This is a genomic window from Streptomyces sp. NPDC052910 (assembly GCF_055585605.1).
On sequence record NZ_JBVJJR010000002.1, the window covers coordinates 1192414 to 1206856 of the forward strand.

Annotated in this window: 14 protein-coding genes; 5 read left to right on the top strand and 9 right to left on the bottom strand. The window is 73.8% G+C overall.

The window, feature by feature from the left end:
• Window positions 1–578: 578 nt before the first annotated feature.
• Entirely contained in the window at window positions 579–1037 is a 459-nt protein-coding gene (locus ACZ6X9_RS10710; RefSeq protein WP_469777571.1) for an RrF2 family transcriptional regulator, read from the top strand.
• A gap of 104 nt (window positions 1038–1141) precedes the next feature.
• Window positions 1142–2335, top strand: coding sequence for a globin domain-containing protein (locus tag ACZ6X9_RS10715; protein ID WP_469777572.1), 1194 nt, complete (start codon window positions 1142–1144; stop codon window positions 2333–2335).
• Window positions 2336–2372: 37 nt separating this feature from the next.
• On the opposite strand, the gene ACZ6X9_RS10720 is transcribed toward ACZ6X9_RS10715, so the two are convergent.
• The 4 genes from ACZ6X9_RS10720 to ACZ6X9_RS10735 are packed head-to-tail and all read right to left on the bottom strand — an operon-like array spanning window position 2373 to window position 5575.
• The gene (locus tag ACZ6X9_RS10720; protein ID WP_469777573.1) at window positions 2373–3245 is read right to left on the bottom strand and encodes an amino acid ABC transporter permease; all 873 of its coding nucleotides are present in this window, start codon (window positions 3243–3245) and stop codon (window positions 2373–2375) included.
• Window positions 3242–3886, bottom strand: coding sequence for an amino acid ABC transporter permease (locus ACZ6X9_RS10725; RefSeq protein WP_469777574.1), 645 nt, complete (start codon window positions 3884–3886; stop codon window positions 3242–3244). Before ACZ6X9_RS10725 ends, ACZ6X9_RS10720 begins: the two co-directional genes overlap by 4 nt.
• Complete coding sequence (locus ACZ6X9_RS10730; protein WP_469777575.1) at window positions 3883–4818, bottom strand: glutamate ABC transporter substrate-binding protein; 936 nt, start codon at window positions 4816–4818, stop codon at window positions 3883–3885. Before ACZ6X9_RS10730 ends, ACZ6X9_RS10725 begins: the two co-directional genes overlap by 4 nt.
• Window positions 4819–4831: 13 nt before the next feature.
• Entirely contained in the window at window positions 4832–5575 is a 744-nt protein-coding gene (locus ACZ6X9_RS10735; RefSeq protein ID WP_469777576.1) for an amino acid ABC transporter ATP-binding protein, read from the bottom strand.
• A 522-nt stretch (window positions 5576–6097) separates the two neighbouring features.
• On the opposite strand from ACZ6X9_RS10735, the gene ACZ6X9_RS10740 reads away from it, so the two are divergent.
• Window positions 6098–6880, top strand: a complete 783-nt coding sequence (locus tag ACZ6X9_RS10740; RefSeq protein WP_469777577.1) for a GntR family transcriptional regulator — start codon at window positions 6098–6100, stop codon at window positions 6878–6880.
• A gap of 550 nt (window positions 6881–7430) precedes the next feature.
• Here the strand turns inward: ACZ6X9_RS10740 and ACZ6X9_RS10745 are convergent.
• Window positions 7431–7871, bottom strand: a complete 441-nt coding sequence (locus ACZ6X9_RS10745; protein ID WP_469777578.1) for a DUF6278 family protein — start codon at window positions 7869–7871, stop codon at window positions 7431–7433.
• Between the two features lie 158 nt (window positions 7872–8029).
• Between ACZ6X9_RS10745 and ACZ6X9_RS10750 the strand changes: the two genes are divergently transcribed.
• Window positions 8030–9886, top strand: coding sequence for an SGNH/GDSL hydrolase family protein (locus ACZ6X9_RS10750; RefSeq protein ID WP_469777680.1), 1857 nt, complete (start codon window positions 8030–8032; stop codon window positions 9884–9886).
• A 366-nt stretch (window positions 9887–10252) separates the two neighbouring features.
• Here the strand turns inward: ACZ6X9_RS10750 and ACZ6X9_RS10755 are convergent, their stop codons facing one another.
• Together ACZ6X9_RS10755 and ACZ6X9_RS10760 are read right to left on the bottom strand one after the other, a co-directional pair.
• Window positions 10253–10732, bottom strand: coding sequence for a MarR family winged helix-turn-helix transcriptional regulator (locus ACZ6X9_RS10755; RefSeq protein WP_469777579.1), 480 nt, complete (start codon window positions 10730–10732; stop codon window positions 10253–10255).
• A 40-nt stretch (window positions 10733–10772) separates the two neighbouring features.
• Window positions 10773–11663: an NmrA/HSCARG family protein gene (locus ACZ6X9_RS10760; RefSeq protein ID WP_469777580.1), complete on the bottom strand. Its 891-nt coding sequence runs from the start codon at window positions 11661–11663 to the stop codon at window positions 10773–10775.
• 116 nt (window positions 11664–11779) lie between these two features.
• Here ACZ6X9_RS10760 and ACZ6X9_RS10765 point away from each other — a divergent pair, with 116 nt between their 5' ends.
• A complete protein-coding gene (locus ACZ6X9_RS10765) occupies window positions 11780–12268 on the top strand; it encodes a MarR family winged helix-turn-helix transcriptional regulator (protein ID WP_469777581.1) in 489 nt (162 codons plus the stop codon).
• Window positions 12269–12907: 639 nt separating this feature from the next.
• On the opposite strand, the gene ACZ6X9_RS10770 is transcribed toward ACZ6X9_RS10765, so the two are convergent.
• Window positions 12908–13687, bottom strand: coding sequence for an exodeoxyribonuclease III (locus ACZ6X9_RS10770; RefSeq protein ID WP_469777582.1), 780 nt, complete (start codon window positions 13685–13687; stop codon window positions 12908–12910).
• A 109-nt stretch (window positions 13688–13796) separates the two neighbouring features.
• The gene (locus ACZ6X9_RS10775) at window positions 13797–14441 is read right to left on the bottom strand and encodes an MBL fold metallo-hydrolase (protein ID WP_469777583.1); all 645 of its coding nucleotides are present in this window, start codon (window positions 14439–14441) and stop codon (window positions 13797–13799) included.
• Between the last annotated feature and the right edge of the window lie 2 nt (window positions 14442–14443).

Here is a 14443-nt window from a genome sequence, read left to right on the forward strand (position 1 = left end):
CCCGACGGAGGACGCGGGCGGAGAACGTGGCGGACGGCGGCGATCCGGCGCGGAGGCGGACGCGGACGCAGAGGCCGGCGCGGACGCGGAGGCCGGCGCGGACGCGGAGGCCGGCGCGGAGGCCGACGCGCGGGCCGGCGGAACGGACGGCCGGACGTGACGCCGGATCAGCGGCCGTCCGCGGGCGACGGCGCCCTTCCTGCCGCGCCAGACCGCGCCCCACACCGGGCCGCGCCACGCCACGTCCCACACCCGGCCGCGCCACGCCACGTCCCACACCGGGCCAAGCCGGGCTGGACCAAGCCGGGCCGAGCCGGGCCGGGCCGGGCGCCGGGCGCCGCCGAACCGGCCGGGCGACGGGCGCCGGGCCGGCCGGTTCACCACGACCAGCCGTCACGAGCCGACGCGGCGGTGTGCGCCGGCGGCGAGCGCCGGCTCCCCTTCGCGAGCCGGACCGCCCGGAGCAGGCCGAAGCGGGCCGAAGCAGGCCGAAGCGGGCCGAAGCAGCCCGGACCGGTCCGCCGCGAGAGACCGCCCCCTAATACGACTCCGAAAGTCCGATTAGATAAAGTACATCCGTGCGACTGACCAAAAGCACGGACATCGCCCTGCGCATCGCCATGCGCCTGGCCGTGACATCCGGCGGGCCCGAGGCCGCCGCGCCCACCACCCGCGAGGTGGCGGCCGCGGTGGGGGTGCCGTACACGCACGCGGCCAAGGTGGTCAGCCGTATGACGCACCTGGGGGTCGTGGAGACCCGGCGGGGCCGGGGCGGCGGGCTGACGCTCACCTCCCTGGGGCTGACGGGCTCGGTCGGCCGGCTGGTGCGCGCCCTGGAGGGCACGGGAGACGTCGTCGGCTGTGAGGACGAGACGCCGTGCCCGCTGCGCGGGGCGTGCCGGCTGCGGGGGGCGCTGCGCGACGCGCAGGAGGCCTTCTACGCCGCGCTCGACCCGCTCACCGTGGAGGACCTGGTCCGGCAGCCCACCGGGCCGGTCCTGCTGAGTCTGACCGCCGGACCCGACCCACTCGACTGACCCGAAGCAAAACGGCGCCGTCCGCCACGCGGCGCCCGCACACCCTGAAATACGAGTCTCGGATGCGCATTATCCGTCCGGGGCGCGAACCGCGAGGAGCCGCCGTGCTGTCCCCGAAGTCGACCGAGATCGTCCGCGCGACCCTGCCCGCCGTCGGCGGGGCCATCGGCGAGATCACCCCGCTCTTCTACGACAGGCTGTTCGCCGACCGTCCGGACCTGCTGCGGGACCTCTTCAACCGCGGCAACCAGGCCAACGGATCGCAGCGCCAGGCCCTCGCGGGGGCCATCGCCGCGTTCGCCACGGCGCTGGTGGAGCACCCGGACGTCCGCCCGGACGCGATGCTGTCCCGCATCGCGCACAAGCACGCGGCGCTCGGTGTCACGGCGGAACAGTACGAGCTGGTCCGGCGGCACCTCTTCGCCGCGATAGCCGAGGTGCTGGGCGAGGCGATCACTCCCGAGGTGGCGGCGGCCTGGGACGAGGTCTACTGGCTGATGGCGAACGCGCTGATCGCCCTGGAGTCCCGGCTGTACGAGGGCGCGGGCGTCCCGGCCGGCGAGGTGTTCCTGCCCTGCCGCGTCGTGGGCCGCCACCGGGAGACCGCGGACGTCGTCACGTTCGAGGTCCGGCCGGCCGACGGCCGGGAGCTGCCCGCCGGGCGCCCCGGCCAGTACGTGTCGGTCCGCGTCGAACTGCCCGACGGCGCCCGGCAGATCCGTCAGTACAGCCTCTCCGGTTGGCCGGACGACGCCCTCCGCTTCTCCGTCAAGCGCGTCCCGGGCGACCCGGCGGGCGAGGTCTCGAACCACCTCCACGACCATGTGGGCGTCGGAGCGGAGCTTCGGGTGAGCCTCCCGTTCGGCGACGTGGTGCTGGACGAGGTGGACGGCCGGCCCGTCGTCCTCGTGTCCGCGGGCATCGGCTGCACCCCGATGACCGGCATGCTCGCCCACCTGGCCGCGACCGGTTCGGCCCGCCGCGTCATCGTCGTCCACGCCGACCGCGGCGAGGCCGAGCACGCCTTCCGCGAGGAGACGCGCCGGCTCGTCGCCAAGCTGCCGGACGCGGAGGCGCACGTCTGGTACGAGCGGCCGGAGGGCGAGTGGCCCGCCGACCGCACCGGCTACGCGGACCTGTCGGCGATCGGCGTCCCGGCCGGCGCCGTGGCGTACCTCTGCGGGCCGCTCCCCTTCATGCGGGCGGCGCGGGCGCAGTTGCTGGCGGCGGGCGTCGCCCCGGCGGACCTGCACTACGAGGTGTTCGGCCCCGACCTGTGGCTGGGCGCGGACGCCTGATCCCTTCGACGGGGCTACGGCCGCGCGCGCCCATGCGCTACGGCTGCGTGTGGTGCCCCGCCGGGCCGGGGAGCAGCGTCCCCGGCTCGGCCGGCGCCACCTCCACCGCCTCCGTCTTGACGCTGCGCCGCTGCCGCTTGGCGACCCAGGTGGCCAGCCAGGACAGCAGCATGCACATCCCGATGTACACCGGCGAGATGATCATGACGACGGGGATGAACGGCAGCCCGTAGTCCAGGTTCCCCGCGATCAGCTTGCCGGCGTGCAGGAACTCCTCGTAGGTGATGAGGAAGCCGAGCGAGGTGTCCTTCAGCGCGACGACGAGCTGACTGATGATCGTCGGCAGCATCGCCCGGACCGCCTGCGGCACCAGGACGTACGTCATGACCTGCGTTTTGCGCATCCCCAGCGCGTAGGCGGCCTCCCGCTGCCCGCGCTCGACGGAGTCGACGCCGGTGCGGAAGACCTCGGCGAGCACCGACCCGTTGTAGAGGGTGAGGCCGGTGACGAGGGCGGGCAGCGGCTGGACCTTGAGGGCGACGAAGACGAAGAAGATCATCACCAGCACGGGCATGGCCCGGAAGAACTCCACGACCACCGTGGCCGCCCAGCGGAGCGGCCGGTGGTCGGAGAGCCGCCCGGCCGCCAGCAGCCCGCCGAGGACGAGCGAGAACGCGGCGGCGTAGCCGAAGGCGCGGAGGGTGTTGGCGAGGCCGCGCAGCAGCATCTCCTGGATGCCGACGTACTCGAACGGCGTCCACTTCCGCGCGGTGAACTGGTCGGTGTCGAAGAGGAGGTACACCACCCAGCCGACGAGGGCCGCGATCGCGACGCTCGCGATCAGGCCGTAGAGGCGGTGCCGCCGGCGGGTGTGCGGGCCGGGGATGTCGTACAGGGCGGTTCCGGTCACCGGGCCACTCCCCACCGCTTCTCCAGCACGTTGAAGACCGCGCTGATGGTCAGGGTCACGATCAGGTAGCCGACGGCGATCCAGACGAAGGTCCAGATGATGTCGTAGCCCAGCTCGTTGAGCGTCTTGTAGGTGCCCAGCAGCTCGGTGACGCTGAACGAGCCGGCGATGGCCGAGTTCTTGGCGAGGGCGATGAGCGTGGAGCCGACCGGCGGGATCACCGACCGGAACGCCTGCGGCAGGATCACCGTGCCGAGCGTCTGCCCGAAGGTCATGCCGAGGCTGCGGGCGGCCTCGCCCTGGCCGACGGGGACGGTGTTGATGCCGGAGCGGACCGCCTCGCAGATGAACGCCGAGGTGTAGCAGCCGAGCGCGAGCACCGCGAACAGCCGGAACGGCAGCACCACGCCGAACCTCGGCAGGCCCAGCACCACCGCGAAGAACAGCAGCGTCAACGGGGTGTTGCGCAGGACCGTCACCCATACGGTGCCGAAGGCCCGCAGCGCGGCGACGGGCGCGACGCGGAACGAAGCCATCAGGAAGCCGAGGACGAGGGCCAGCAGCGAGCCGTAGACGGTGAGTTCGACGGTGCCGAGCAGACCCTCCCCGTAGCGGGAGAGGTTGTCGGTCAGGACGTTCACGGCGTGGCCCTCCCGGTGCCGTAGCGGTCGACGGCCGGCGGATTCGGCGCGGGGACGCCGGACCGGCCGAGCGTCGCGTCGTACGCCTTCTTCCAGTCGCCGTTCCGCTCGTGCTCCTCGATGGCGTCGTCCAGGGCCAGGCGCAGCGCGGTGTCGCCGCGCGGGACGCCGATGCCGTACGGCTCCTTCGAGAACGGCTTCCCGGCCAGTCTCAGCTCGTCCGGGGCCTTGGCGGCGAAGCCCATAAGGATGGTGTCGTCGGTGGTGACGGCGGAAACCTGGAGGCTGAGCAGGTTGTCGACGCAGATGGAGTACGTGTCGTAGGCGACGGCCTGGGCCTTGGGGAACTCGCGCCGGATGCGCTGCAACGGGGTGGACCCGGCGACCGAGCAGACCCGCTTGCCGTCCAGGTCCTGAGGGCCCTCGACGGCCTTCTCGTCCTTGCGCACCAGCAGCCCCTGCCCCGCGACGTAGTACGGCCCGGCGAAGCCGACCTGGCGTTTGCGCAGGTCGTTGATGGTGTAGGTGCCGACGTAGTAGTCGATCTGGCCGTTCTGCAGGGCCGTCTCGCGGTTGGCGGACGCGATGGTGCGGAAGGCGAGGGTCTTGGGGTCGAAGCCGAGGGAGGCGGACATCATCCGGGCGATCTCGATGTCGAAGCCGGAGTAGTGACCGGTGGCGGGGTCCTTCTCGCCCAGGTAGGGCTGGTCCTCCTTGACGCCCACGGTGAGGTGACCGCGGCCCCTGGCCGCCCGCCAGCCGGCCGACTCCGGCAGCGTGAAGCCGGTGGCGACGCGGTACGCGGGGAGGTCGCCGGGGGCCGGTCCCTTGACGGGCGGGCTGCCCTCCTTGCCGCAGGCGGCGGCGAGCAGGGCGAGGACGGTGAGAGCGACGAGGGCGCCGAGGGCCCGGCCCGCGGTGCGGTGTGCCATGTGCGTCACCCGCTCAGTGCTTGAGGATCTTGGAGAGGAAGTCCTTGGCCCGGTCGCTCTCGGGGGCCGTGAAGAACTCCTCGGGGACGCGGTCCTCGACGATACGGCCGTCGGCCATGAAGACCACGCGGTTGGCGGCGGAGCGGGCGAAGCCCATCTCGTGGGTGACGACGACCATCGTCATGCCCTCCCGGGCGAGTTGCTGCATGACCTCCAGCACCTCGTTGATCATCTCCGGGTCGAGGGCGGAGGTCGGCTCGTCGAAGAGGAGCGCCTTGGGGTCCATGGCGAGGGCGCGGGCGATGGCCACGCGCTGCTGCTGGCCGCCGGAGAGCTGGGCCGGGTACTTCTCCGCGTGGGCCAGGAGCCCCACCCGTTCCAGCAGCTCGCGCGAGCGCCGGTCGGCCTCCTCCCTGCCCCGGCCCCGGACCTTCACCTGGGCCAGTGAGACGTTGGCGAGGACGGTCTTGTGCGCGAAGAGGTTGAAGGACTGGAAGACCATCCCCACCTCGGCCCGCAGCCGGGCCAGGGCCCGGCCCTCCGCCGGGAGCGGCTGCCCGGCCAGGGTGATGGTTCCGGAGTCGACCGGTTCCAGCCGGTTGATCGTCCGGCACAGCGTGGACTTCCCGGAACCCGACGGACCGATGATCACCACCACCTCCCCCCGGCCGACCGTGAGGTCGATGTCCTGGAGGACGTGCAGCTTCCCGTAATGCTTGTTGACGCCACGCAGTTCGATCAGCGGATCGACGGCCATGCTCTGCCCAACTCACTCTCGCCCTGTCCGGACCGGCCGGTCGCAGCAACCTATCCAGGGGCGTTCCGGGACGTCACCGCCGACACGCGTACAGAGGGGTACCAGCCCGACATTCGCCCCTCCCGCACGTCGCCCTCCCCCGCCGTCCGCCGGTGACCACCAGGGCTTTCCTAGGTACACAGACCCAGCCTGGGTACCTAGCCTGTGGTCCGGATGGGGGAACCGGCGGACCGTGGCACGTCCGGGGCACGTCCGGGGCAGGACTCGGGGTCGGCCAGGGCGGACTCGGGGTCGGCCAGGGCGGGACTCGGGGTCGGCCAGGGGAGGACTCGGGGTCGGCCAGGGCAGGGCAGGGGACGGCCTGGGCAGAACCAGGGGACGGCAAGGTCAGGGCAGGACCAGGCAGGGGACAGTCAAGGGACGGCCGGTCGGCGGCCGACCGGTCGGCGGACGGCGGACGGCGGCCGGCGGTCGGCGCGGCTGATCGAGGCCGGTCGACGGCCAGGGGGAAGGGAGCCCGGAGTGGGCGACAGCAGGCCCGTATATCTGCGCATCGCGGACGACCTGCGGCGGCGCATCGACGACGGTTCGCTGACCGTCGGCGCCCGGATCCCCTCCCGTTCCGAGCTCAAACGCGCCTACGCGGCCAGCGACCAGACCGTCGACCGGGCGGTCCGGGTGCTCAAGGCCGCCGGGTACGCGGAGGGGCAGTTCGGGCGCGGGGTGTTCGTCGCCGACCGGGCGCCGCTGGGCACCCTGCTGCGCACCACGGGCGCGGTCGACACCCCGTTCGCGGCGGAGATCCACACCGTCCGCGACAAGGGCCTGCCGTCCGGCCGGCCGCCCGGGGGGACCGCGCTGACCTGGGAGGCGTCCTCCGCCGAGGCGCCCGCCCCGGCACGGATCGCCGAGCGTCTGGGCATCGCCCCGGGCGATCCGGTGCTGTGCACGGAGTACGAGTACCTGGCCGACCACAGGCCCGTGCAGCTCGCCACCAGTTGGGAGCCGCTGTCCGTCACCGCCGGCACCGACGTCGTCCACCCCGAGCGCGGGCCGTACGCCCGGCGGGGTGTGCGCGGCCGGCTGGCGGCCATCGGCGTACGGGTCGTCCGGGCCCACGAGCTCGTCGGCTCCCGGCCGGCCACCACGCCGGAGGCGGAGGCGCTGGGCTGCGCGGCCGGGCAGTGCGTGACGGTCGTCGAGCGGACGCACTTCGACGGGGACGAGCGGGCGGTGGAGACGTCCGACATCGTGGTGCGGGCGGACCGGTGGCGGCTGGAGTACGTGATTCCGTTCACGGGGTGAGGGGCCGGTCCCCGGCGAGCCGAGTACGGAGGGGGCGGGCGCGCGGGGGCAGGGGGCCGCGGGATGTGCGTCCGGTGCGGGGGGTGGCTCGGTCCCGGCCTCAAACCCGGGGCGCCCGGTGCGGGAGCGCGGGGCCAGAGGGCGCGGGGTGTGGGCCCGGTGCGGGGGCCCTGGAAGGGGTCCGGTGCGGGGGTTGCTCGGTCCCGGCCTTAAACCCGGTGGCGCCCGGTGCGGGGACCCGGAAGGGGTCCGATGCGGGGGCCCGGGGTCAGGGGCGCGAGGTGTGGGCCCGGTGCGGGGGGGGTGGCTTGGTCCCGGCCCAGAGCCGGGGGCGCCCGGTGCGGGGCCCCGGAAGGGGTCCGATGCGGGGGCCCGGAGTCAGGGGTCGCGGGGTGTGAGCCCGGTGCGGGGGGGGCGGCTCGGTCTCGGCCCACCCGGGGCGCCCGGTGTGGGGGCCGGCAGGGGCCCGGTGTGGGGTCCGACCGGGTACCCCGTCCGGGGTCCGGCCCGGGGCCGGCGGGGCACCCCTGCGGGGCCCGGCCTCCCGCCGTCAGTTCTCGGACAGCTCGGCGTACACCTGCGAGAGCTCCGGAGCGCCGTCCTCCGCCCAGGCGTGCCCGGTCTCCACCACGTCCACCTCACGGCCCCCGGCGAGCCGGACCACCGGCTGGCCGTCGGACCGGATGTGCCAGGCCGCGCCGCCGACGGTGCGGACCAGCACCGTCCCCAGGTACAGCCCCGCGTCGTTGCCCAGCCAGGACTGAAGCTCCTCGTCGCCGCGCCAGCGCGGCTGCAACTGGTCGAGGGCGTCCAGGGAGGACGGCCCGTCGTCGAGCGTCACGCCCGCCGACTCCGCCTGCGCGCGCAGCAGTTCGCACTCCGACAGCAGCTCGGCCAGGCCCTCCGGGTCCCAGTCGGCCGTGCCGTGCGCGGCGCCCCCGCGTGCCGCGTCGTGCCGCCTGCGCCAGCCGTCCAAAAAGGGAATGTTCATACCGGCAAGGATCGCACTCGCGCAGATGGCCCCACCACCCGCACGCGGCGGGAGGACCGGCGGGACGATGCCCGGCGGCCTCCTTGACGCGGTCCGGTGGTCTCCCTAACTTCATCCCGCCACATTCAGCGTGGGGAATCACGGGAGGCATGAGCAGCATGCTCCGGACAGCGCACGGCACGGCACTCACGAAGCGGCGGCACAGACGGCGGGGGGCGGCGGGAGCCGTGGTGGCGGGGGCGGTCTGCGCCGTCGCCTTCGCGAACGCCCCGGCCCTCGCCCGCCCCGGCGCGCCGGCCGAACCGGCGAAGGAGCCGCTCCCCCTGGAGCGGCTCTTCGACAACAAGGCGGTGAGCGACGACGCCCGGCCCAGGGAGGCGGACTTCGACGGGGCGGGCGGCTCCTTCTCCGCCCAGGACCTCGCCGCGGCGGGCTGGACCCCCGGCCGGGAGCTGCCGGTGGACGGCGCCCCCCTGCGCTGGCCGGACGCGGCGCCGGGGACACCGGACAACGTCCGCGCGGCCGGCCAGACCGTCCGGCTGCGGGGCAGCGGCGAGGCGCTCACCTTCCTCGTCGCGGGGAGCGCGGCGTCCGGGCCGGGCGGCGACGTCAGCGGCACCGGGACCGTCCGCTACCGCGACGGGTCCCGCACCACGTACCGGCTGACCGCCCCGGACTGGCGGCGGGGCCCGCTGACCACCAAGGCCGTCGGCCTCCCCCACCTCAACACCCCCGGCGGGCGGCGGACGGAGACCACACGCCTGCACGCGGTCACCGTGCCGGTGGCCCGCGGGCGCGAGGTGGAGTCGGTCGTCCTGCCGCAGGCCCCCCGCGCGTCGGCCGGACTGCACGTCTTCTCGATGGCGCTGCGCGCTCCCTCGAACGGGTGGACCGGCAGTTGGGCCGCTCCCACGTCCGGGTACGCGGCCGTCGGTCCGTGGAAGGACCGGACGCTGCGGCTGGTGGTGCACGGCAGCGCGGGCGGGACGACGACGCGCGTCCGGCTGGAGAACACGTTCGCCGCGGAACCGGTGCGGATCGGCCATGTGACGGTGGCCCTCCGGGGCAAGGGCGCGGCAGCGGCGGCCGCTCCCCGGACGCTCACGTTCGGGGGAAAACAGGCGGTCGTCCTGCCGGCCGGGACACAGCGCTTCAGCGATCCGCTCGGCTTCCGGGTGCCGCCCGACACCAGTCTGCTGGTGAGCGTCCATCTCCCCGGCACCGTACGGGCGTTGCCTGTGCACTACTACACCAACCAGCAGTCGTACCTGACCGGTGACGGCGGCGGCGACCGCACGGCCGACCGGGACGCGGGCGCGTACACCGGGACGCTGACCAACTGGCCGCTGCTCACCGGCGTGGACGTCGGCGGCGGCCCGGGGTCGGTGGTCGCGCTCGGCGACTCGATCACCGACGGCGAACGGTCCACCCCCGAGGCCAACGGCCGCTGGCCCGACCTGCTGGCCCGGCGCCTGCGCGCCCAGCACGCGGTACCGGCGTACGGCGTGCTCAACAGCGGGATCTCCGGCAACCGGGTGGTCGACGACCGTTACCAGGGCAGCGGGCCGAGCACCACGCTCAGCGGCGTCAGCGCGGGCCACCGGCTCGAACGCGACGTACTGGCGCAGACCCAGGCCCGGACGGTGATCGTCTTCGAAGGAGTCAACGACATCCGCGCCGGCACCACGGCCACCCAGGTCATCACCGCACTGCGGTCGATCGCGGAACGGGCACACGAGCGCGGCCTGCGCGTCATCGCGGCGACCATCGCACCATGCGGCGGCTTCCACGACTGCACGGCGGCGGCCGACGCCCAGCGCACGGCGATCAACCGGCACATCAGGGCGAACGGCGGGATCTACGACGCGGTCTTCGACTTCGACGCGGCCATCCGGGACCCGCAGCGCCCGGACCGGATGCTGCCGCGCTTCGACGGCGGAGACCACCTGCACCCCAACGACGCGGGCATGAAGGCGTTCGCGGACGCGGTGGATCTGCGGCGGCTGGTGGGATGAGGGCGAGAGGTGAGGGGTGAGGGTTGAGGGGTGAGGGTTGAGGGGTGAGGTGGGCTCGGTGCGGCCGGGTGCCGTAGGGGGCCTGTTCCGTGGGAGCCCGGTTTCGTAAGGGCCCGGTCGTAGAGGCCCGGCCGTAAGGAAGGACTGAGATTCTCCGTAACGGCTGGGACCCTCCATAGGGGCACCGGGCGCGAAACCGACGGACTCGGGCCGACCGGACTCTGGTCGGCTGGGCTCGGGTCGGCTGGGCCCGGCCGTAAGGGTCCGGCCGTAAGGGCTGAGATCCTCCGTAGCGGCTGGGACCCTCCGCAGGGGCACCGAGCGCGGGACCGACGGACTCGGGTCGGCCGGGCACGGATCGGTGGTTCAGTCGTCGGCGTGGGCCGCGGCGGTTCCGAGGTTCTCGACGTTGCGGGTCATGCGCTCCAGGACGAGGACGGCCGTGCGGTACTCGTCCCGGGAGATGCCGGTGGCGGAGACGGAGCGGAACGCGTCGACGCGTTCCGCGGCCGCCACCAGCCGCCGGTTCCCCTCCGGGGTGAGGGTGAGCCGCCCCGGCGCGGGGCGGCTCACCCAGCCGTCGTCGAGCAGGACGCGGACGGTGGCACGCAGCGCGGAAGCGTCGGCGTTGGCGGCGAGGACCGACAGGATCTCGTCCTCGGCGACGCTCTCACTCCCGGCGCGGACGACGTTGAGGGCCTGCCAGGCGGTCCTGGTGAGGCCGTGTTCCGCCAGGATGCCGTCCATGGCGCGGGTGAGGGCCCGGTCGGTGCGGTTGAGCCAGTAGCCGATGGGCTTCATGCCACCGGGCTTCACGCTGTCGGGTTTCACGCTGTCGGGTTTCATGCGGGGGTTCTTCCTCATCGGTGCGGCGGTCGTCAGGGGCTCAGTGGCGGTGCGCCGAGGCGGGGTCGGCGGCCAGGTGGGCCGCCCAGTCCTGGCCGTCGGCCCAGTCGGCGAAGCCGTGCCAGCCGACCTCGGGGTGGGCGCGGCGCAGCCCGGCGACGTCGACGTCGAGGCCGGCGGTGGTGAAGTACGCGAACATGGCCGCCAGGTCGGCGGACCACTCCCGGACCCGGTCCAGCGGCACTTCCCGGTGGACGACCGGGCGGCCGGCGGCCGCGGCGAGGGTCTCCGCGATGCGGGCGGGGGTGAGCTCGTCGGAGGCGATGTCGATGCGGTGGCCGGCGAACTCGTCGCGCCGCGCGAGGACCAGCGCGGCGAAGGCGCCGATGTCGGCGGCGGGGATGAGGGTGAGCGGCCGGTCGGCGGGCATCGGCCAGGCGAAGACGCCGTCCCGCAGCCCGTCGAGGGTCCAGCCACCGGCGTAGTTGTCCATGAAGGCCGCCGGGGCGATCACGGTCCAGGGCAGACCGGACGCACGCAGGTGCCGCTCGATCAGGTGTTTGCTCTCGTAGTGCGGGATCCCGGTGCCGCGGTCGGCGTGCGCGGCGGAGGTGAACACGACGTGCCCGAGGCGGGCGGCGGCCGCGGCGTCGACGAGGGTTCCACCCTGCCGGGTCTCGGTGTCCGTGTCGGTGCCGAACGGGGTGGTGACCGCGAAGAGGGAGTCGGCGCCGGCGAGGGCGGTGTCGAGGGAGGCGCGGTCGTCGAAGTCGGCGTGGCGGACGTCGGCGCCGAGGCGTCGGAGTGCTTCGGCGGCGGACGATGCGGGGCGGCGGGTGAGGGCGCGCACGCGGTGACCGGCGGCGAGCAGGGCTCGGGCGGTGGCTCCGCCCTGGGCTCCGGTGGCTCCGGTGACGGCGATGGTGAGCACGGGGTTCTCCTGGCAGGGGGGGCGGGCTGGGGATCACGTAAACTTGCTGCGCGGCGCAGTCGCTGCGCCACGCAGGAGATTACGGGATATTGCTGCGCCACGCAGCGATTGGGAGTGTGATCCAGGTGACAGACCCGCGTCGGGCCCGGTTGTACGAGGAGTTGTCGACGGAGTCCCGCCGCTACATGGCGGCATACGTGCTGTTCAACCAGGCCGTCGCCGACCACCTCGGCCTGCACCCGACGGACGTGCAGTGCCTTAGCCTGCTGACGGCCGGGGACGAGCCGCTCACCGTCCGGCAGATCGCCGACATGACGGGGTTGACCACGGGATCGGCCACCCGGCTGGTGGACCGGCTCGAACGGGAGGGCTACGTGGCCCGGACCCCGGACCCGAAGGACCGCCGCAAGGTGCTGGTCACTCCGGTGCCGGAGCGGGTCGCCCGCGTCGCCGCGGTGTGGGACGACCTCGGCGGGGCCTGGCGGGCACTGCTCGACGAGCACACGGAGGAGGAGCTGGAGGTGATCACCCGCCACATGCGGAAGACGCACGATCTCAGCCAGGCGCAGATGCGGTACCTGCGGTCGCGGCCGAAGCCGGAGTGAGGCGAGGCGCGGGAGGCCGGGCGGGGCTTGCCCGCAACCGCCTTCGAGTTCCTGGCTTCGTCATCACGACGAACGTGAACACCTCCGTGAACAGCTCGCGGAACGGCATCGCCGCACCCGCCCAGCCGCCCATTGCCCGCGTCACCCGGCGGGCATCGACCTGACCCGGCTCAGTGGTGGGCGTTCGACCACGTCGTCCGGGCCGAGCACGGCCTGACCAGGGACGGCACCCGTGCCGTGGACGTGCCCTACGGCGTGGGCGCCGAGGTGACGGCCCACGCCGCCGACGCGCTCGTGCACCGGGGCCGGTTGTCGCCGACGCCGACGGCCGGCCGCCCTCACGGACCGGGGCCGCGCCGGTCTCGCGACGGCGAAGGAGCGCATGGCCCGGGTGCGCACGGAACTTGTCGGCGACATCACGGAGAAGGAACACGCGACGACGGCCATCGCGCTTCGGCGCGTCACCGGCCACCTCGCCTGAGCGAGCCGGGCCCGGCCGGCGGCGCGGCGGGCTGCGGCGCGGGCGGGAGATGGCAGGGCACCCGGCAGGACGCAGGATGCCCGGCCGTCCTCGCGCTCGTCCCGCTCCGGTCGCCGTCGGAACGGCCGGAGCGGACAGAGTGGCCGGAGCAGCCGGACCTAGACGTCCAGGTCGACGACGACCGGCGCGTGGTCCGAAGCACCCTTGCCCTTGCGCTCCTCGCGGTCGACGTACGCGTCCTTGACTGCGCCGGAGAACGCCGCGTTGCCGTAGACGAGGTCGATGCGCATGCCCCGGTTCTTCGGGAAACACAACTGCCGGTAGTCCCAGTAGGTGTACGGGCGGTCGTACTTCAGCGGGCGGGGAACGACGTCGGACAGGCCGGTGTCGCGCAGGGCGGCGAGGGCGGCGCGCTCGGCCGGGGTGACGTGCGTGGCGCCCTCGAAGACGGCCGGGTCGAAGACGTCGTCGTCGGTCGGCGCCACGTTGTAGTCGCCGAGGACGGCGAACGGGCGGTCGCCCGAGGCGTCGGCGGCCACGGCGTCGCGCAGCGCCTCGAACCAGCGGAGCTTGTAGCCGTAGTGGTCGTGCTCGACGTCCCGGCCGTTCGGGACGTAGACCGACCAGACGCGGGCGGCCCCGCAGGTGGCCGAGATGGCCCGGGGCTCCTGGGCGCCCTCGAAGTCGGGGCCGCCCGGGAGGCCCGTCACCACGTCGGTGATGCCGACGCGGGAGAGGACGGCCACACCGTTCCACCGGCCGGTGGCGTTGACCGCGGCCTCGTAACCGAGGCCGCGCAGCACCTCGTAGGGGAACGCGTCCGCGGCGCACTTGACCTCCTGGAGGCACAGCACGTCCGGACGGCTGCTCTCCAGCCAGGCCAGCAGCCGGGGCAGGCGGGCGGTGATCGAGTTCACGTTCCAGGTGGCGATGCGCATGCGGCCACCCTAACGGGAGGGTCTGACAACGCCCGTTTCCGCAGGTGGGGGGTGGGAGGTGGGAGGTGCGAGATGTGGCCTGACGAGGGGTGGCCCGAGGGCCGGGACGTCAGATTTCGACGCTCTCCCCCACCGCCAGCCGGGAGTGCTCCGCCCCTCCGACGCCGGGGCCGTCCGGGCCGAGCATCCGGTCGTAGACGGGCCGCGCGAGGTCGGTGAGCAGCGCGTCGTGGACGTCGATCGCGCGGCGCGGCGCGACCTCCCGGAGGTAGTCGATGACGTCGCCGACCCTGCTCCACGGAGCCATCACCGGCACCATCAGCGTGTCGACCGGCCGGCCGGGGACGGTGAGGGCGTCGCCGGGGTGGAAGAGGGTGCCGTCCACGAGGTAGCCGACGTTGGTGATCCGCTCGATGTCCGGGTGGATCACGGCGTGCAACTGCCCGTGGACCTCGACGTCGAACCCCGCGGCCGTGAACGCGTCGCCCTCGCCGACGGTGTGCACCCGCCCCGGGAACGCGGCCGAGAGCTGCTCGGCGACACTGCGCAGCGTCCACAGCTCGGTGGCCGGGTCGGCCTCCAGGGCGGCCCGCAGCCGGCCCGCGTCGAAGTGGTCCGGATGCTCGTGGGTGACCAGCAGGGCATCCGCCCCGACGGCCGCGTCCTCCTCGGTGAACCCGCCGGGGTCGATGACGAGGGCGCGGCCTTCCTTCTCCAGACGGACGCAGGCGTGGCCGTACTTGGTGAGTCTCATGT

What these genes read in the sequence shown, in the direction of transcription:
- ACZ6X9_RS10730 (WP_469777575.1), bottom strand. Translation starts at nt 4,818, where the DNA reads ATGGCACACCGCACCGCGGGCCGGGCCCTCGGCGCCCTCGTCGCTCTC.
- ACZ6X9_RS10775 (WP_469777583.1), bottom strand. Translation starts at nt 14,441, where the DNA reads ATGAGACTCACCAAGTACGGCCACGCCTGCGTCCGTCTGGAGAAGGAA.
- ACZ6X9_RS10745 (WP_469777578.1), bottom strand. Translation starts at nt 7,871, where the DNA reads ATGAACATTCCCTTTTTGGACGGCTGGCGCAGGCGGCACGACGCGGCA.
- ACZ6X9_RS10735 (WP_469777576.1), bottom strand. Translation starts at nt 5,575, where the DNA reads ATGGCCGTCGATCCGCTGATCGAACTGCGTGGCGTCAACAAGCATTAC.
- ACZ6X9_RS10750 (WP_469777680.1), top strand. Translation starts at nt 8,030, where the DNA reads ATGCTCCGGACAGCGCACGGCACGGCACTCACGAAGCGGCGGCACAGA.
- ACZ6X9_RS10770 (WP_469777582.1), bottom strand. Translation starts at nt 13,687, where the DNA reads ATGCGCATCGCCACCTGGAACGTGAACTCGATCACCGCCCGCCTGCCC.
- ACZ6X9_RS10755 (WP_469777579.1), bottom strand. Translation starts at nt 10,732, where the DNA reads ATGAAACCCGACAGCGTGAAACCCGACAGCGTGAAGCCCGGTGGCATG.